We start from the raw sequence: 19,257 nt of genomic DNA, 5'->3' as shown, positions 1-19,257 counted from the left end.
TTGTGAGCGAACTCATTCGCGTACCTGACATCGGCAGCGGTGAAGGTGAAGTAATCGAGCTGTTTGTGAAGGTCGGCGACAAAGTCGAAGCCGACCAGAGCATCCTGACCCTGGAATCGGACAAGGCGAGCATGGAAATCCCTGCTCCCAAAGCCGGCGTGGTCAAGAGCCTGAAAGTGAAGCTGGGCGACCGCCTGAAAGAAGGCGACGAACTGCTGGAGCTGGAAATCGAAGGTGCCGCTGATGCGGCCCCTGCGCCAGCCCCTACTGCCGCTGCTGCACCCGCCCCTGCTGCTGAAAAGCCTGCCGCCGCCGAAGCTCCAGCAGCCCCGGCCGCTGCACCTGCCGCCGCCACCGTCCAGGACATTCATGTTCCGGACATCGGTTCGTCGGGCAAGGCCAAGATCATCGAGCTGCTGGTCAAGGTCGGCGACACCGTCGAAGCCGATCAGTCGCTGATCACCCTGGAGTCCGACAAGGCCTCCATGGAAATCCCTTCGCCGGCTGCCGGCGTGGTGGAAAGCATCGCGGTCAAGCTGGAAGACGAAGTCGGCACTGGCGATTTCATCCTCAAGCTCAAAGTACAAGGCGCTGCGCCTGCTGCGGCACCGGCGCCAGCCGCTGCTGCCCCGGCGGCCAAGGCTGAAGCGGCTCCGGCCGCTGCCGCCCCGGCACCGGCTGCAAAAGCTGAGGCCGCACCGGCCCCAGCGGCTGCCGCACCTGCGCCAAGCGGTGCCAAGGTTCACGCCGGCCCTGCCGTGCGTCAGCTGGCCCGTGAATTCGGCGTTGAGCTCAACGCTGTGTCGGCCACTGGCCCTCACGGTCGCGTGCTGAAAGAAGACGTGCAGGTTTACGTCAAAGCCATGATGCAGAAAGCCAAGGAAGCTCCGGCTGCCGGCGCTGCTACTGGTGGTTCGGGCATTCCGCCGATTCCGGTCGTGGACTTCAGCCGCTTCGGCGAAACCGAAGAAGTGCCGATGACTCGCCTGATGCAAATCGGCGCGTCGAGCCTGCACCGCAGCTGGCTGAACATTCCGCACGTGACTCAGTTCGACCAAGCCGACATCACCGACCTGGAAGCTTTCCGCGTTGCGCAGAAAGCCGTGGCCGAGAAGGCCGGCGTGAAACTGACCGTGCTGCCACTGCTGCTCAAGGCCTGCGCGCACCTGCTCAAGGAACTGCCGGACTTCAACAGTTCCCTGGCACCAAGCGGCAAGGCGATCATTCGCAAGAAATACGTGAACATCGGCTTTGCAGTCGACACGCCTGACGGCCTGCTGGTACCGGTCATCAAGAACGTCGACCAGAAGAGCCTGCTGCAACTCGCTGCCGAAGCGGCTGCGCTGGCTGCCAAGGCCCGCGACAAGAAGCTCACCGCAGACGATATGCAGGGCGCGTGCTTCACCATCTCCAGCCTCGGTCACATTGGCGGCACTGGCTTCACGCCAATCGTCAACGCGCCGGAAGTGGCAATCCTGGGTGTTTCCAAGGCCACGATCCAGCCTGTGTGGGACGGTAAAGCGTTCCAGCCTAAGCTGATGCTGCCGCTGTCGTTGTCCTACGATCACCGTGTGATCAACGGTGCAGCCGCTGCACGCTTCACGCAGCGCCTGAGCCAACTGCTGAACGACATCCGCACCATCCTGCTGTAAGCCTCAACGGGCCTCCCTTTCACCGGGGAGGCTTGGCTGCACCGATTTCCGAGCGCCACGCTCGTACCTCAACCCCGCCATTTGGCGGGGCTTTTTTTGGCCTGCCGGTTTGTAGGAGCTAGGCCCGCCGTGCCTGCGTCAATGCGCCACCCATCACCTCGATTGTAGAAACCGCTCCCGCGGCCGATAACAGCCATATAGCACTTAGCCTTCATCCTCTCTTGTCAGTGCGTGCTGCATGATGCAACCTTGCCGCAGGTGACAGTAAAGAGGGCGTGAGCCCGGCGCCGTGCGCATTTTTCCAAGCGAGTTCCCCCATGAAAAGCCAACCCGATGTCGCCCGTATGGCGGCCGAGGTAGTGACGCAGTTACCGGTGCCTTCGCGCCTCGGCATGCTGCGTTTCGAGCGGCTTAATGAGGCAAGCTGGGCCCTCTTGTACCTCGACCCCAATTGCGAGCGCCAATTCGGCCTGCCGGCGGTTGAGCTGTGTGCCTTGCTCGGCACACCCTACGCCAGCCTGATGGAACCGCAGGCGCGCTACCAACTGCACGACGCCATCCAGCAACAACTGACCCAGAGCCCGCATTACCTGGTGCGCTACACCTTGCACACCAACGACGGCCCCCTGAGCCTGCTGGAAATGGGCGAGGCCTACAAACAACACAATCGCCACCTGCTGCGCGGCTACTTGATGGTGGTCGACGGGCTGTTCAGCGAAATCCCCGCCGCCGCCCCGACCGCAGACCTGGAAAACCAGAACAGCCGCCTGCAGATCGCCCTGGAGCTCAACCAGCGCGCCCAGCTGGAACAGTTGCAGCACCTGGAACGCGTGCGCGCCCAACAGGAGCTGATTCTGCTGCTCGCGCGCCAGCGCTACACCACGCCTAACTCGCTGCAGGAAGCCGCCGAGCTGATCACCCGCAGCGCGTGCGACATCTACCAGATCGATTGCGCGAGCATCTGGAACCTCGAAGGCCAGCGCCTGGTGCCGATCTCGGCCTACCACCGCGCCGACCAACAACACCATTTGCCGGAAGCGATCGACGCCAGCGGCTTCCCGGACTACCTGGAAGCCCTGCACTCGAGCCGCGCCATCGACGCCACCCATGCGATGCGCGACCCGCGCACCCGGGAAATGGCCGAGAGCCTGCGCGCTAAGGATATATACGCGATGCTCGACGCGAGCATCCGCGTCGATGGCCAGGTCATTGGCGTGTTGTGCCTGGAACAAAGCGGCAGCCCCCGCGCATGGCAGACCGATGAAATCGCCTTCGCCGGTGAGCTGGCGGACCAATTCGCGCAAGTGATCAACAACCACAACCGGCGCACCGCCACCAGCGCCCTGCACCTGTTTCAGCGTGCCGTGGAGCAAAGTGCCAACGCCTTTTTGCTGGTCAATTGCGACGGCGTGGTGGAGTACGTCAACCCCAGCTTTACCGCGATCACCCAATACAGCGCCGAAGAAGTCCACGGTCACCGCCTGGCGCAACTGCCGGCGCTGGAGAACCTCAGCGAGTTGCTCTTCGATGCGCCGTCGAGCCTGGCCAAGAGCAATAGCTGGCAGGGCGAGTTCAAGAGCCGGCGCAAGAACCTCGAACCCTACTGGGGCCAGCTGTCGATTTCCAAGGTGTATGGCGACAACCGTGAGTTGACCCACTACATCGGCATCTACGAAGACATTACCCAAACCAAGCTGGCCCAGCAGCGCATCGAGCGCCTGGCCTACACCGACAACCTGACCAACCTGGGCAACCGCCCGGCGTTTATCCGCAACCTGGATGAGCGCTTTGCCCGCGACAGCGACAGCCCGATCAGCCTGTTGCTGGTGGACATCGACAACTTCAAGCGGATCAACGACAGCCTCGGCCACCAGACCGGCGACAAGCTGCTGATCAGCCTGGCACGCCGCCTGCGCAACAGCCTGAGCGCCAGTGGCAGCTTGGCGCGGTTTGCCAGTAACGAGTTCGCGGTGTTGCTCGACGACACTGATCTTGAGACTGGCCAGCAGGTTGCCAGCCAGCTGCTGGCCACCCTCGACAAGCCGATGTTCGTCGATAACCAGCTAATCAGCGTCACCGGCTCCGTGGGCCTGGCGTGCGCGCCATTACACGGCCGCGACCCGCAAACCCTGATGCGTAACGCCGGGCTGGCGCTGCACAAAGCCAAGGCCAACGGCAAACACCAAGTGCAGGTGTTCACCGAAGCCCTGAACGCCGAGGCCAGTTACAAACTGTTCGTGGAAAACAACCTGCGCCGCGCCCTGACCCAGAACGAGCTGGACGTGTTCTACCAGCCCAAACTGTGCCTGCGCAGCGGCCGCCTGCTGGGCATGGAAGCGTTGTTGCGTTGGAACCACCCGGAAAAGGGCATGATTCGCCCCGACCAGTTCATCAGCGTGGCGGAAGAGACTGGGCTGATCATCCCTATCGGTAAGTGGATCGCGCGCCAGGCCTGCCGCATGAGCCGGCAGTTGACCGCCGCGGGCATGGGCAACTTGCAGGTGGCGATCAACCTGTCGCCCAAGCAGTTTTCCGACCCGGATCTGGTGGCCTCAATTGCCACCATCCTCAAGGAAGAACAGCTGCCGGCCAACCTGCTGGAGCTGGAATTGACCGAAGGCTTGCTGCTGGAAGCCACCGAAGACACGCGCTTGCAGCTCGACCAGCTCAAAAGCTTTGGCCTGACCCTGGCCATGGACGACTTCGGCACCGGTTACTCGTCGCTGAGTTACTTGAAAAAATTCCCCATCGACATCATCAAGATCGACCGCAGCTTTATCCACGAAATCCCGGACAACCAGGACGACATGGAAATCACCTCGGCGGTGATCGCCATGGCTCACAACCTCAAGCTCAAGGTGGTGGCCGAAGGCGTCGAGACCGCCGAACAGTTAGCCTTCCTGCGTCGGCATCGTTGTGATGTGGGCCAGGGCTATTTGTTCGACCGGCCGATCCCCGGTGCAGAGCTGCTCGAGAAGCTTAAACGCTACCCGCGCGGGCCAATCGCCTGACAGCGCTGTAACACTCGGGCACACTGAGTGTCTTCTTAATACATAACTCAATCTGACTGAGAGGACTGATCATGGTCTTGCGCTCGGAAATTCTGGTGAACAAAAACGTGTTGCCTACTCAAGAACAAGCTTTGCCTGGCCGTGAAACCCCGATGAATCTGCCGCAAACGCATTTCGTCAACGGCAACCCGCTGCTCGGCCCCTTTGTCGACAACGTAGAGTTCGCGATATTCGGCCTGGGTTGCTTCTGGGGCGCGGAGCGCAAGTTTTGGCAGCGCGACGGCGTAGTCAGCACCGTGGTCGGTTATGCCGGCGGCTACACGCCGAACCCGACCTACGAAGAAGTTTGCTCGGGCCTGACCGGCCATAGCGAAGTGGTACTGGTAGTGTTTGACCAAGACAAGATCAGCTACGAAGAGCTGCTGAAAATGTTTTGGGAGTTGCACAACCCGACCCAGGGCATGCGCCAGGGCAACGACATCGGCAGCCAGTACCGTTCGGTGATTTACGCGGTGAAACCTGAGCATCTGGAGGCGGCCAAGGCCAGCGCCGAGGCGTATCAGGGTGAGCTGACCAAGGCTGGCCTGGGCACCATCACCACAGAAATTGAAGAAGCACCGACGGTGTACTTCGCCGAGGCGTATCACCAGCAGTACCTGGCGAAGAACCCGCAGGGGTACTGCGGGATCGGCGGCACGGGCGTGACCTGCCCGATCTGACGCAAACAGCATCGCGGGCAAGCCCGTTCCCACCTTGGAATGCATTCCAAATATGGGAGCAGGCTTGCCCGCGATGGCGTCCTGACAGGCGACTAATTACTCAGCGATGAGCCAATCCATCTGCCACCCACCCTGGGTCTGCCCAAGCTTCTTGGACAACCACGGCAGCAGCTCACGCAACTCCTCCTCCAGCCCCCACGGCGGGTTGGCAATCGCCAGGCCCGAGCCGGTCAGGGTGTTGGGCGTGTCCAGCGGATGCACCAGCAACTCCACCCGCAACAACTTCGGCGCACCGGTGCCGGCCAGGTCCTGATAGAAGCGGCGCAACATGCGCTGGTCTTTCACCGGGTACCAAATCGCCGCGACTGTCTGGCGCATGCGGCTGACGGCTTCCTTGAGGGACGCTGCGCAGCGCTGCATCTCGTCCAGTTGCTCAAACGGCGGATCGATCAGCATCAGCGCGCGTTTTTCCGGCACGGGTAGCAGGGCGCGCGGCACATGCCAGCCTTCGCCCAGGTGCACTTTGACCCGGCGATCACCCTTCATGTTGTCCTTGAGCAGCACACCATCTTCCGGGTGCTTTTCGTTGAGCAACACACGGTCCTGGGGCCGCGTGAGGCGGCGCGCCAGTTCCGGCGAGCCCGGGTAATAGCGCAACTGGCCGTCCGGGTTCATCTCGTGCAGCACGCGCATGTAGTCGGCGGTCAACGGCGGCAAGTCGCTCGCGCCCCACAGGCGGGCGATGCCTTCCAGGTATTCACCGGTGCGGTTGGCCTGATCACCTTGTAAGTCGTACAGCCCGATCCCGGCGTGGGTGTCAAGGTAGGCGAACGGCTGCTCCTTGCGCGACATCAAGGCGATGAGGCGGGTCAAGGTCAGGTGTTTGAAGACATCGGCGTGGTTGCCGGCGTGAAAGGCGTGACGATAATTCATGGTTGCTCCTGCGCAGGGGGCGAAGTTTACCTTCTACCGGGGCAAAGGTGCAGGGCTGCGTGTCGGCCGGTGCTTATGTCATAACCGCAGGCACACCGCCGAAAACAGTCTAATCGCCCCTGCGGGAACGGGCTTGCCCGCGAGGCAGGCGACGCGGTATTACCCTTGCACCGCGGTGATGCTATCGCAGGCAAGCCAGCGCCCACCGTGTACGGGGCGCTCAAGGAAACCAAGGAGGTCAATAACAATCATGAAAGACGCCACCATTGCACTGCACCACGGCTTCAAATCCGACCCGACCACCAAGGCCGTCGCCGTGCCGATCTACCAGAACGTCGCCTTCGAATTCGACAACGCCCAGCACGGCGCCGACCTGTTCAACCTGGACGTGCCCGGTAATATCTACACACGCATCATGAACCCCACCAACGACGTGCTGGAGCAGCGCATTGCCGCCCTTGAAGGCGGTATCGCCGCCCTAGCCGTATCAGCTGGCAGCGCCGCGATCCATTACGCGATCCAGACGCTGACCCGCGCGGGTGACAATATCGTCACCACGCCGCAGCTCTACGGCGGCACCTACACCCTGTTCGCGCACCTGTTGCCAAGCTTTGGCGTCGATGTGCGCTTCGCCCGCGACGACTGCGCCGAGGCCATCGCCGAATTGATCGATGACAACACCAAGCTGGTCTACTGCGAAAGCATCGGTAACCCCGCAGGCAACATCATCGACATCGAAGCCCTGGCCGATGTCGCCCACGCACGCGGCGTACCACTGATGGTAGACAACACCGTGGCAACGCCAATCCTGTGCAAACCTATCCAGTTCGGCGCCGACATTGTGGTGCACTCCGTGACCAAATACGTCGGCGGCCACGGCAACTCCCTGGGCGGCGTCATCGTCGACAGCGGCACCTTCCCCTGGACGAAGTACCCAGAGAAATTCCCCGGTCTCAACACCCCCGAGCCGGCCTATCACGGCGTGGTCTACACCGAGAAATTCGGCCCCGCCGCCTTTATCGCCCGTGCCCGCACCGTGCCACTGCGCAACACCGGCGCAGCCCTCGCACCGATGAATGCCTTCCTATTGCTGCAAGGCCTGGAAACCCTGGCCCTGCGCATGGAGCGCCATACTGAAAACGCGCTGAAGGTTGCGCAGTTTCTGCAAGGCCACGTCGAGGTGGAATGGGTCAGCTATGCCGGGCTGCCGGATCACCCGCACCACGCATTGGCACAGAAATACATGCAGGGCAAACCGTCAGCGATTCTGTCCTTTGGCCTCAAGGGTGGTTACGACGCCGGAGTACGCTTCTACGACGCCCTGCAAATCTTCAAACGCCTGGTGAACATTGGTGATGCCAAATCCCTGGCCTGCCATCCGGCGTCCACCACCCATCGGCAGATGAATGAGCAGGAGCAGGCCAAGGCCGGCGTGAAGCCCGAAATGATTCGCCTGTCGGTAGGCATCGAGGCAATTGAAGACTTGATCGAGGATCTGCAGCAGGCGCTGGGTTCAACTCAACTCTGAGGTCAAATAGTCAGCCAGCGCCCCATGACTGACATCCGCCCCGCGCACGAAGTAGGCGACCTTGTGCTGCAAGGTCACAGGCTTGAAGGCGGTGTACAGGTCGGGGCGTTGTTCTTCGAGCCATTGCAGCAGGTTATTGATCAACACCTGGGGTGATTGCGCGGCCAGATGCTCCAACACCACGGCGGGCACGCGCCACCATGGGCTGGTTTTGGCGGCAACCACCGGGCCTGTCGCAACCGTCAGCGGTTGGCGGTTGATCAGGTAACGCTGAAATACCGGCAACACCATCCCCGCCTCGTCGCCCAATTTCTGCACAATCGGCAGAAATTGGCCGCCATCCCAAAAGCGCAAAAACACGTCCTGGCCCTCGGGCAGCAACACCTTGGTCAGGCTTTGCAGATGCGCGACCACTGTTTCCAGCGGGCTGGACGACACTGCCAACCACCCCCAATCCGTTGCTTCGGTGGTTGCGATCCAGTCGAGGAAGGGGCTGCCTGGCTCGATGATGCCAACGTAAGGCATCACCTCATTCCACTGCGCATAGGCCGTGCCTGCCCAGATTGGCTGGGGCGGCATTGCACCTGCCTTCGCTTGCCAAGCGGTAAACGGCTTGGCGTCGCTGGCACTGCCCAGCACGGCGAAAATCTGCTCATTGGCGAGCAAAGGGTATTGGTCCAGCCAGGCACGAGGTTCCAAAGGCTGAGGCATAAGGGTTAACTCCTTTTAAGGTCGAGCCTGGAGATGTTCGGCAATATCACACTGACCGTTCTTGCAGCGCTCACACTCTTCGCAAAACGGTGCACTGCGTTTCAGGCTGGCTACTTGCACGCGGCTGAGCAGGGCGGGAATAACCGCCAGCAGCTTTTCCTTGATGCCCGGCATTAACGGCGCAGCGGCGGCAGCCGGCACGCCGCCAAGCTGAATCGGCACGCTGCTGAATATGCCGCTCGCCGAAAGCGTGATCGACTGCCCTCCCGCCTGGATCGTCACGCTGGCGCCGGCGTCGATAACAATGCTTTGCCCTGCTCCGATCTGAATGGCCCGCCCTGCCCGCACCTGCTGCGAACCACCGACCACCAGATGATCATCCTGCTTGAGCTCGGTCAGGCGGTTGCCGTGGGTAATGCGTTGCTCTTCGCCTTGAAGCTCATGGTGCGACTCGCCGCCCACCGTCACCCGGCGCTGGTTATCGACCTGCACCTGTTGGTCATTCAAGACGTGCTGGGTCCAATCCCGCTGGGCGCGCAGGTAGATTTCCTCAGCGCCCTTGCGGTCTTCAATGCGCAGCTCGTTGTAGCCACCACCCCCCGGGCTGCTGTGGCTGCGCAAGATGCTGCGGGTCTTGTCTGCCGGCAGGTCGAGGGGCACAGGGTTCGCCGCGTTGGGCAGGCAGCCCATCACCAACGGCATGTCTATGTCGCCATTCACGAAGCCTACCAGCACCTCCATGCCGACCCTGGGGATCAGCACCGAACCATAACGGTCATGGGCCCAAGCGCTGGCGACTCGCAGCCAACAACTGGAATGGTCGTTGTGCTCGCCGTCGCGGTCCCAGGCCATCTGTACTTTGACCCGGCCGTATTCGTCGCAATGGATCTCACTGTCGGCAGGCCCTGTGACCACCGCGCTTTGGTAGCCGGATATTTGCGGCCGCGACAGGATCAGGGGCGTTCGAAATGGCACGTCCCAAGGGGTGATAACAAATTCATTTCTGTAGCCCGGAGGTGATTCATCGCCATCGTCTTCGGGGACAGACTCCTCCAACACTTGAGGCTGATGCCCTGAATGGTGCAATTGGGTTACCAACCACAAATCATTCCATTCCTGACGAGGGTGCCCGGCCATTTTCAAGAACTGCCCGGTAACCAAGGCCGGCTGGTCGCTAAAACCGCTGGCCTGGCGATAATCGCTGCGGTGACGCTCCAACAGGCGTTGCGCCAGGTACTTACCATGCTCACGATCAGCAAAGTGCCCAGGGTAGCGCTGTTCGACCAGGGCGGGACGTTGCCCGCTGGAGGCCGAGCTTTCCAACACCAGACTCCGCTTCTTGAAATCGTAGTCTCGCAGGTTCACACCGGTGGTACGCGCCTTTAGCCGCAGGCTAAATTGCTTGATCGCAGGCGTGTCAGCGACCATCCCGGAACCGGGCGAATACGGGGTGGTTTGAGCCGGCTGGGCAAACACGCTCTGGTCATCGCCAAACACCAACAGGTGGCGCTCGGGGCTGTGCTGGAAGTGATAATGAATGCCAGACTCGACACACAGGCGCTGAATGAACTCCAGGTCGGTTTCACCGAACTGAACACAGTACTCACGCTCGGGGTACTTGCCGCTCAGCTGAAACGCGAAGGTGTCCCCCTGGATAGCCTGGGCCTCCAACACCAGCGCAATGATCTGGGGCACGGTTTTTTTCTGGAAAATCCGCTGGTGAGTGCTGTGTTCCAGATAAGCCAACTGCGGCACCAACGTGACCTGGTAACGGGTAAGACGCTTGCCCGAATCACCTTGGGCCACCCGATATACCTGGCCGTGAATGCCATGCCCCTGAGCGTCAAACCCCAGGAACGCCTGACGGTGCAGCAGGCTCTCGAGGTCCAGATCGGCTTGCTCGCTGACCAGTTCAAGGTCAACGCGAAACGGCAGGCTAATAAACTCATCACCCATGAACCCACGGACCTTGAGATCGCTGGGCTGCCCATCAAGGGTCAGGGTAAACGCGCTTTCGTTGGCAGGAGCGAACATCCGGTGTTTCTCTGCGAGGGGTAGGCGGCCGATTCTGCACCAGCTTTTTGCCGACCTGAGCGTGCCGCTGGCAAATCAGTAAGGTCCTACGTCATGAGTACAAAAATCCTCACTCAGCCGAGTCGAAGGCCGCTCATGTCCGTGCTAGCGTTAATGCTCCTCCCCTCGCCGGCCCTTTGGAAAAAGCATGACCACCCGCTACGCAAAAATCATCCTGACCCTCGTCCTTGCGGCCTTCGCCGGCTTAGTTGCGTTCAACAACATCACCGACTACGGCTCCAACTTCGCCTTCGTCAAACACGTGTTGAGCATGGACACCACGTTCCCCGACAACGCCGCTATGTACCGCTCAATCACCACGCCAGGGCTGTGGCACGCGGCCTACGCGCTGATCATCCTGGGCGAGGCGCTTACTGCACTGTTGCTGGCCTGGGGTGCGCTGTCGTTGTGGCGCGCTCGGCACGCGCCGGCTATCGCGTTCAACCGCGCCAAAGCAGGCGCAACCACCGGCCTCGCGCTCGGCTTTTTGGTGTGGTTTTTTGGTTTTATGGTGGTGGGCGGCGAATGGTTTCTGATGTGGCAATCCCATCAGTGGAATGGCCAGGAAGCGGCGTTCAAGTTCTACATGGCGATTCTGGGTGTGCTGATTTTTCTTAATCAGCCGGATACCGACTGAACCGCCCATAAAAAAGGCCCGCCATCCTTAGGACGCGGGCCTTTTTTCAATTCAGCGGGCGCTCAGCACCCGACGAATCACTTGTTGAGGTTGTAGTCTTTTTCCGCAGCATCAAAGCGCTCGACCATACCGGCAGTCGGTGCGCCCAGCTTGCTGACGAAGTAGATCGCCAGGCTGGCGAAGATGAAGCCTGGGATGATTTCGTACAAGCCCAGCAACTCGAAGTGCTTCCACACGATCACGGTGACCGCGCCGACCAGGATGCCGGCCAGGGCGCCGTTGCGGGTCATCTGTTTCCAGATCACCGAGATCAGCACCACAGGACCGAACGCAGCGCCGAAACCGGCCCAGGCGTAGCTCACCAGGCCGAGTACACGGTTGTTCGGGTTGGCTGCCATGGCGATGGCGATCAGGGCCACCAACAGCACCATCGCGCGGCCGACCCACACCAGTTCAACCTGGGAGGCGTTTTTGCGCAGGAAGGTTTTGTAGAAGTCTTCGGTCAGCGCGCTGGAGCACACCAGCAGTTGGCAGCTCAGGGTGCTCATCACCGCCGCCAGGATCGCAGACAGCAACACGCCGGCAATCCACGGGTTGAACAGCAGCTTGGCCAGCTCGATGAACACACGTTCGTGGTTCTCATTGACCGGGCCAGCCACTTCCGGGTGCGCCGAGAAGTAAGCGATGCCGAAGAAGCCCACTGCCACGGTGCCGCCCAGGCACAGGATCATCCAGGTCATGGAGATGCGACGTGCCTTGGCGATCGACTTCACCGAATCCGCCGCCATGAAACGCGCGAGGATGTGCGGCTGGCCGAAGTAGCCCAGGCCCCAGCCCATCAGCGAGATGATGCCGATGAAGCTGGTGTTTTTCAGCATGTTGAAGTTGTCGGGGTTCTTGGCTTCGATCGCCAGGAAGGTGGTGTCAATGCCACCGGTGGCCAGCAGCACGATGATTGGCGTCAGGATCAGCGCGAAGATCATCAGCGTGGCTTGTACGGTATCTGTCCAGCTGACTGCCAGGAAACCACCGACAAAGGTGTAGGCAATCGTCGCAGCAGCACCAGCCCACAGCGCGGTCTCGTAGGACATGCCGAAGGTGCTTTCAAACAGACGGGCGCCGGCGACGATGCCGGAAGCGCAGTAAATGGTGAAGAACACCAGGATCACCACCGCAGAGATAATCCGCAGCAGGCCGCTTTTATCTTCGAAGCGGCTGGAGAAGTAATCCGGCAGCGTCAGGGCATCGCCGTTGTGCTCGGTCTGCACCCGCAGGCGGCCGGCCACGAACAACCAGTTCAGGTAAGCGCCGACGATCAGGCCGATGGCGATCCAGCTTTCCGACAGGCCGGACATGTAGATAGCGCCCGGCAGGCCCATCAACAACCAGCCGCTCATGTCGGAAGCACCGGCCGACAAGGCGGTGACCACGCTACCAAGGCTGCGACCGCCGAGGATGTAATCGGAGAGGTTGTTGGTGGAGCGATAGGCCATTAAGCCGATCAGCACCATTGCTGCGATGTAGATCACAAACGTGATCAGGGTGGGATTGCTAACGCTCATAAGAGTGACGCCCTGGCATTGTTTTTATGTAGCGACGGTCTGTCAGACGGCCACCCGTGGATAAACGGGTAGACGAAACGACGTGCCGCGCATTTATGACTGACGTTTCCCCAGGAAAGCCGCCAGCCGATGAACCGAACCCTTCAGGTGGTTGCACCTTGGGCACGAATGCTATTCAACAAAGTAAATAAGGTGCAACCAGTTTCTTGAGAATAAGTTGCACCCATGTGTGTTTTGACTAAAACAGCGGTTTTTTGCTCCTTTTCGGAGCAAGAACAGCCAATGTCAGAAGCAAATGCACCACTGTGGAGCGGATTCGGTCGAAGGCCGAATTTTTTCCCGATCACGATCGAAAATTTCCTGAACAATTTGGGTTGCACCCGGTTGCACCTCTGGATGCGCAAAGCTAATCTTGCCGCCAGCAGATGCCACGCAGTAGTGGCACCCATGAGGATAAAAAGATGGCTACGACCACCCTTGGGGTCAAACTCGACGACCCGACCCGCGAACGCCTCAAGGCGGCCGCGACCTCCATTGATCGCACGCCGCACTGGCTGATCAAGCAGGCGATTTTCAATTACCTGGAGAAACTCGAGGGTGGTGCAACCCTGACCGAGCTCAACGGCTCGGGCAGCAAGGACGCTGAAGACGCAGGCGAAGTCCAGTCGGACCACGCCCACCAGTGCTTCCTGGAGTTCGCCGAAAGCATCTTGCCGCAATCCGTACTGCGCGCCTCGATCACCGCCGCCTACCGTCGCCCCGAGCCGGAAGTGGTGCCGATGCTGATTGAGCAGGCCCGCCTGCCGCAACAGATGGCCGAGGCCACCAACAAGCTGGCCGCCTCGATTGCCGAGAAGCTGCGCAATCAGAAGAGCGCCGGCGGCCGTGCCGGGATTGTTCAGGGCCTGCTGCAAGAATTTTCCCTGTCGTCCCAGGAAGGCGTGGCACTGATGTGCCTGGCCGAAGCGCTGCTGCGCATCCCGGACAAAGGCACCCGCGACGCGCTGATCCGCGACAAGATCAGCACCGGCAACTGGCAACCGCACCTGGGCAACAGCCCGTCGCTGTTCGTCAACGCCGCTACCTGGGGCCTGCTGCTGACCGGCAAACTGGTCGCCACCCACAACGAAGCGGGCTTGACCTCGTCCCTGAGCCGCATCATCGGCAAGAGCGGCGAACCGATGATCCGCAAGGGCGTCGACATGGCCATGCGCCTGATGGGCGAGCAGTTCGTCACCGGCGAAACCATCGCCGAAGCCCTGGCCAATGCGAGCAAGTTCGAAGCCAAGGGCTTCCGCTACTCCTACGACATGCTCGGTGAAGCCGCGCTGACCGAACACGATGCCCAGAAGTACTTGGCCTCGTATGAACAAGCCATTCACTCCATCGGCAAAGCTTCCCACGGCCGTGGGATTTATGAAGGCCCGGGCATTTCCATCAAGCTCTCGGCACTGCACCCGCGTTACAGCCGCGCCCAATACGAGCGCGTGATGGACGAGTTGTACCCGCGCCTGCTGTCCCTGACCTTGCTGGCCAAGCAGTACGACATCGGCCTGAACATCGACGCCGAAGAAGCCGACCGCCTGGAGCTGTCGCTCGACCTGCTCGAACGCCTGTGCTTCGAGCCACAACTGACCGGCTGGAACGGCATCGGTTTCGTGATCCAGGCTTACCAGAAGCGTTGCCCGTATGTGATCGACTACGTCATCGACCTGGCGCGCCGCAGCCGCCATCGCCTGATGATCCGCCTGGTAAAAGGCGCGTACTGGGACAGCGAAATCAAGCGCGCCCAAGTCGAAGGCCTGGAAGGCTACCCGGTCTACACCCGCAAGGTGTACACCGACGTTTCCTACATCGCCTGTGCACGCAAACTGCTGTCGGTGCCGGAAGTCATCTACCCGCAGTTCGCCACGCACAACGCCCACACGCTGTCGGCCATTTACCATATCGCCGGCCAGAACTATTACCCCGGCCAGTACGAATTCCAATGCCTGCACGGCATGGGTGAACCGCTGTATGAGCAAGTTGTAGGCAAGGTTTCCGATGGCAAGCTGAACCGTCCGTGCCGCGTGTACGCACCGGTCGGCACCCACGAAACACTGCTGGCGTACTTGGTGCGTCGCCTGCTGGAAAACGGCGCCAACACCTCGTTCGTTAACCGCATCGCCGACCACACCATCTCGATTCAGGAGCTGGTGGCCGACCCAGTGGCCAACATCGAGCAGATGGCCACGCTGGAAGGCGGCTTCGGCCTGCCGCACCCGCGTATTCCGCTGCCGCGTGACCTGTATGGCAGCGACCGCGCCAACTCGGCCGGTATCGACTTGGCTAACGAACACCGCTTGGCGTCGTTGTCCTGCGCCTTGCTGGCCACCGCCCATAACGACTGGAAAGCTGCGCCGATGCTGGGCTGCGCGTCCAGCAATGAAGCGGCTGCGCCGGTGCTGAACCCGTCCGACCTGCGTGACGTGGTCGGCCACGTACAGGAAGCCACCGTCGAAGACGTCGACAATGCTATCCAGTGCGCCATCAACGCTGGCCCGATCTGGCAGGCCACCCCGCCCGCCGAGCGCGCCGCGATCCTGGAGCGCGCCGCCGACTTGATGGAAGGCGAGATCCAGCCGCTGATGGGCCTGCTGGCCCGCGAAGCCGGCAAGACCTTCGCCAACGCCATCGCCGAAGTGCGCGAAGCCGTGGATTTCCTGCGTTACTACGCGGTGCAGGCACGCAACGACTTCACCAACGATGCCCACCGCCCACTGGGCCCGGTGGTCTGCATCAGCCCGTGGAACTTCCCGCTGGCCATTTTCAGTGGCCAAGTCGCTGCGGCACTGGCGGCCGGCAACCCGGTATTGGCCAAGCCTGCCGAGCAAACCCCGCTGGTGGCGGCACAAGCCGTACGCATTTTGCTCGAAGCCGGTATTCCGGAAGGCGTACTGCAACTGCTGCCTGGCCAGGGCGAAAGCGTGGGTGCGCGCCTGGTCGGTGATGATCGCGTCAAAGGCGTGATGTTCACCGGCTCCACCGAAGTCGCGCGCCTGCTGCAACGCAGCGTCGCCGGTCGTCTGGATGCCCAGGGCCGTCCGATTCCGCTGATCGCCGAAACCGGCGGCCAGAACGCGATGATCGTCGACTCTTCGGCGCTGACCGAGCAAGTCGTGATCGACGTTGTCTCGTCGGCTTTCGACAGCGCCGGCCAACGCTGCTCGGCCCTGCGCGTCCTGTGCCTGCAGGAAGATTCGGCAGACCGCGTGATCGAAATGCTCAAAGGCGCCATGGCTGAATGCCGCCTGGGCAACCCGGAGCGCCTGTCGGTGGACATCGGCCCGGTAATCGACGCCGAAGCCAAGGCCGGCATCGAGAAACACATCCAGGCCATGCGCGACAAAGGCCGCAATGTGTACCAAGTGGCAATTGCCGACGGCGAAGAGATCAAGCGCGGCACCTTCGTGATGCCAACCCTGATCGAGCTGGAAAGCTTCGACGAACTGCAACGCGAGATCTTCGGACCCGTGCTGCACGTGGTGCGTTACAAGCGTAAAGAGATCGACCAGCTTATTTCGCAGATCAATGCTTCTGGCTACGGCCTGACCCTGGGCGTGCACACCCGCATCGATGAGACCATCGCCAAGGTGATCGACAACGTGCATGCCGGTAACGTCTACGTGAACCGCAACATCGTCGGCGCCGTGGTCGGCGTGCAGCCATTCGGCGGCGAAGGCCTGTCGGGCACTGGCCCGAAAGCCGGTGGGCCGTTGTACCTGTACCGTCTGCTGTCGACTCGTCCTACCGATGCGATCGAGCAATCCTTCGTACGTGGCGACAAGCTGACCGCACCGGACGTGCGTCTGCGTGATGCCATGAGCCAACCGCTGACCGCCCTGAAAACCTGGGCCGACAGCAACAAGTTCAGCGACCTGAGCGCCCTGTGCAATCAGTTCGCCGCGCAATCGCAAAGCGGTATCACCCGCCAACTGGCCGGCCCGACCGGCGAGCGCAACAGTTACGCCATCCTGCCCCGCGAGCACGTGCTGTGCCTGGCGGAAGTGGAAGGTGACTTGCTGACGCAACTGGCAGCAGTGTTGGCCGTCGGCGGTTCGGCGGTATGGCCGGAAACTGACCTGACCAAGGCAGTGTTCCCACGCCTGCCGAAGGAAATTCAGGCGAAGATCAAGCGCGTGCCCGATTGGACCAAGGACGAAGTGGTGTTCGACGCAGTCCTGCACCACGGCGACTCCGACCAACTGCGTGCGGTGTGCCAGCAAGTGGCACAGCGTGGCGGAGCGATTGTTGGGGTGCATGGTTTGTCGCAGGGTGAAACGGCGATTGCGCTGGAGCGCCTGGTGATCGAGCGTGCGTTGAGTGTTAACACCGCTGCGGCGGGGGGTAACGCCAGCCTGATGACCATTGGCTAACTAATGTGGGAGCGGGCTTGCTCGCGAAAGCGGAGTGTCAGTCGCCAGATGCATTGACTGATCCACCGCTTTCGCGAGCAAGCCCGCCCCCACATTTGACCGCATTTCAAATCCCCCGCCGCTGTTCTGCCTCTCCATCACGCAAATCAATCTTGCTATCCAGCCTCTATTCGCACGCTTAGACTCAGGCCATTCCCTAAAAGGTAAGCCGCCATGTCCGAGACGCTGCTCAGTTCCCGCAATCTGGCTTTCGAGCTGTACGAAGTCCTCGATGCCGAGGGCCTGACTCAGCGCGAGCGGTTTGCCGAGCACAACCGCGAGACCTTCGATGCCGCCATCAGCACGGCGCGCAACATTGCCGAAAAGTACTTCGCGCCGCATAACCGCAAGAACGACGAAAACGAACCGCGCTATGAAGACGGCAAGGCGATCCTGATCCCAGACGTCAAACCTGCCGTGGACGCGTTCCTCGAAGCCGGCTTTCTCAACGCCGCGCGCAGTTTCGAAGCCGGTGGCATGCAACTGCCCACCCTGCTGTCCCAGGCCTGTTTCGCGCATTTCCAGTCAGCGAACGCAGCGTCCACTTCCTATCCGTTTCTGACCATGGGCGCCGCCAACCTGATTGAAAGCTTCGGCACCGAGGAGCAGAAACAGCGCTTCCTGCAGCCGATGATCGAGGGCCGCTTCTTCGGCACCATGGCCCTGACCGAGCCACATGCAGGCTCGTCGCTGTCGGATATTCGTACACGGGCAGAGCCGGCGGCTGACGGCACTTATCGCCTCAAGGGCAACAAAATCTTCATTTCCGGTGGCGACCATCCGCTGTCGGAAAACATCGTGCACATGGTGCTGGCCAAGTTGCCGGACGCGCCGGCCGGGGTGAAGGGCATTTCGCTGTTTATCGTGCCCAAGTTCCTGGTCAACGACGATGGCAGCCTGGGCGCGCGCAACGACGTGCTGCTGGCCGGGCTGTTTCATAAGATGGGCTGGCGCGGCACCACGTCCACGGCACTTAACTTCGGCGATAACGGTAACTGCGTCGGCTATCTGGTGGGCAAACCGCACCAGGGCCTGAGCTGCATGTTCCAGATGATGAACGAGGCGCGCATCGGCGTCGGCATGGGCGCAGTGATGCTGGGTTACGCCGGCTACCTGTACTCACTGGAATACGCCCGCGAACGCCCGCAAGGTCGCCTGCCCGACAGCAAAGACCCCAGCACCGCGCCGGTCTCGATCATTCAGCACGCCGATATCAAGCGCATGCTGCTGACGCAGAAGGCCTATGTGGAAGGCGCCTTTGACCTCGGCCTGTACGCCGCGCGGCTGTTCGATGACACCACCACCCTGGAAACCGACACCGCGCGCAAGCAAGCTCACGAACTGCTCGATTTGCTCACACCGATCGTCAAATCCTGGCCGTCGGAGTTCTGTTTGAAGGCCAACGAACTGGCAATCCAGATCCTCGGCGGCCACGGCTACACCCGCGAATACCCAGTGGAGCAGTACTACCGCGACAACCGCCTGAACCCGATCCACGAAGGCACCCACGGTATTCAGTCCCTGGATTTGCTCGGGCGCAAGCTCGCGCAGAACGGCGGCGCGGGCCTCAAGCAACTGATCCGCCTGATCGCAGAAACCGGCGCGCGGGCGCAGCAGTACCCGTCACTCACGGCGCTGCGCGACCCCCTGGAACAGTTAGTTAACCGCCTGCAAAGCGTGACGATTGGCCTGCTGACCGACCTCGCCCAAGGCAAGGTCAACAGCAGCCTGGCGAATTCGGCACTGTACTTGAAGGTGTTCGGGCACACGGTGATTGGCTGGCGCTGGCTGGAGCAGGCGATTCGCGCTGAGGAAGGCTTGGCCAAGGGCAATGCGGCCGATGTTGCCTTCTATAAAGGCAAGCTCCAGGCCGCTCGGTACTTCCTGACCTGGGAAGTGCCGAGCTGCCATCATGAACTGGCGATTCTGGAGGCACGCGATGACACGTGCCTGGGGATGCAGGATGCGTGGTTCTAA

General features: G+C 61.3%; 12 protein-coding genes. 7 read left to right on the top strand and 5 right to left on the bottom strand.

From position 1 onward, the window contains the following. Positions 1–2 precede the first annotated feature (2 nt). From aceF to msrA, 3 genes are all read left to right on the top strand, one after another. Positions 3–1,652, top strand: coding sequence for a dihydrolipoyllysine-residue acetyltransferase (gene aceF / locus K0P33_RS03505; protein ID WP_242154068.1), 1,650 nt, complete (start codon positions 3–5; stop codon positions 1,650–1,652). Between the two features lie 317 nt (positions 1,653–1,969). Next, the gene (locus K0P33_RS03500; protein ID WP_094949246.1) at positions 1,970–4,663 is read left to right on the top strand and encodes a GGDEF and EAL domain-containing protein; all 2,694 of its coding nucleotides are present in this window, start codon (positions 1,970–1,972) and stop codon (positions 4,661–4,663) included. A gap of 71 nt (positions 4,664–4,734) precedes the next feature. After that, entirely contained in the window at positions 4,735–5,382 is a 648-nt protein-coding gene (msrA, locus tag K0P33_RS03495; protein ID WP_094949247.1) for a peptide-methionine (S)-S-oxide reductase MsrA, read from the top strand. A gap of 96 nt (positions 5,383–5,478) precedes the next feature. Here the strand turns inward: msrA and rlmJ are convergent, their stop codons facing one another. Continuing rightward, entirely contained in the window at positions 5,479–6,315 is an 837-nt protein-coding gene (rlmJ, locus tag K0P33_RS03490; protein ID WP_034117387.1) for a 23S rRNA (adenine(2030)-N(6))-methyltransferase RlmJ, read from the bottom strand. A gap of 250 nt (positions 6,316–6,565) precedes the next feature. Here rlmJ and K0P33_RS03485 point away from each other — a divergent pair, with 250 nt between their 5' ends. Beyond that, a complete protein-coding gene (locus tag K0P33_RS03485) occupies positions 6,566–7,843 on the top strand; it encodes an O-acetylhomoserine aminocarboxypropyltransferase/cysteine synthase family protein (protein WP_242154066.1) in 1,278 nt (425 codons plus the stop codon). On the opposite strand, the gene K0P33_RS03480 is transcribed toward K0P33_RS03485, so the two are convergent. Next, positions 7,829–8,554: a DUF4123 domain-containing protein gene (locus K0P33_RS03480; RefSeq protein ID WP_094949250.1), complete on the bottom strand. Its 726-nt coding sequence runs from the start codon at positions 8,552–8,554 to the stop codon at positions 7,829–7,831. The genes K0P33_RS03485 and K0P33_RS03480 overlap by 15 nt on opposite strands. 15 nt (positions 8,555–8,569) lie before the next feature. After that, the gene (locus tag K0P33_RS03475) at positions 8,570–10,588 is read right to left on the bottom strand and encodes a type VI secretion system tip protein VgrG (RefSeq protein WP_094949251.1); all 2,019 of its coding nucleotides are present in this window, start codon (positions 10,586–10,588) and stop codon (positions 8,570–8,572) included. A gap of 187 nt (positions 10,589–10,775) precedes the next feature. On the opposite strand from K0P33_RS03475, the gene K0P33_RS03470 reads away from it, so the two are divergent. Further along, positions 10,776–11,264, top strand: coding sequence for a DUF2165 domain-containing protein (locus K0P33_RS03470; RefSeq protein ID WP_242154064.1), 489 nt, complete (start codon positions 10,776–10,778; stop codon positions 11,262–11,264). A gap of 77 nt (positions 11,265–11,341) precedes the next feature. On the opposite strand, the gene putP is transcribed toward K0P33_RS03470, so the two are convergent. Together putP and K0P33_RS03460 are read right to left on the bottom strand one after the other, a co-directional pair. Continuing rightward, positions 11,342–12,826 carry a sodium/proline symporter PutP gene (gene putP / locus K0P33_RS03465; RefSeq protein ID WP_094949253.1) on the bottom strand — a complete coding sequence of 495 codons (1,485 nt, stop codon included), beginning with the start codon at positions 12,824–12,826 and terminating at the stop codon, positions 11,342–11,344. 143 nt (positions 12,827–12,969) lie between these two features. Continuing rightward, positions 12,970–13,206, bottom strand: coding sequence for a hypothetical protein (locus tag K0P33_RS03460; RefSeq protein WP_242154062.1), 237 nt, complete (start codon positions 13,204–13,206; stop codon positions 12,970–12,972). An 81-nt stretch (positions 13,207–13,287) separates the two neighbouring features. Between K0P33_RS03460 and putA the strand changes: the two genes are divergently transcribed. Both putA and K0P33_RS03450 read left to right on the top strand, forming a co-directional pair. Continuing rightward, entirely contained in the window at positions 13,288–17,241 is a 3,954-nt protein-coding gene (gene putA, locus K0P33_RS03455; RefSeq protein ID WP_094949254.1) for a trifunctional transcriptional regulator/proline dehydrogenase/L-glutamate gamma-semialdehyde dehydrogenase, read from the top strand. 213 nt (positions 17,242–17,454) lie between these two features. Further along, on the top strand, positions 17,455–19,257 hold the full coding sequence (locus tag K0P33_RS03450; protein ID WP_242154060.1) for an acyl-CoA dehydrogenase: 1,803 nt from the start codon (positions 17,455–17,457) through the stop codon (positions 19,255–19,257).

The sequence above is a fragment of the Pseudomonas sp. ArH3a genome, assembly GCF_022648765.1.
Classification (GTDB): domain Bacteria; phylum Pseudomonadota; class Gammaproteobacteria; order Pseudomonadales; family Pseudomonadaceae; genus Aquipseudomonas.
Note: the sequence above shows the minus strand (reverse complement) of the source record. Positions and strands in the feature narration are given on the sequence as shown.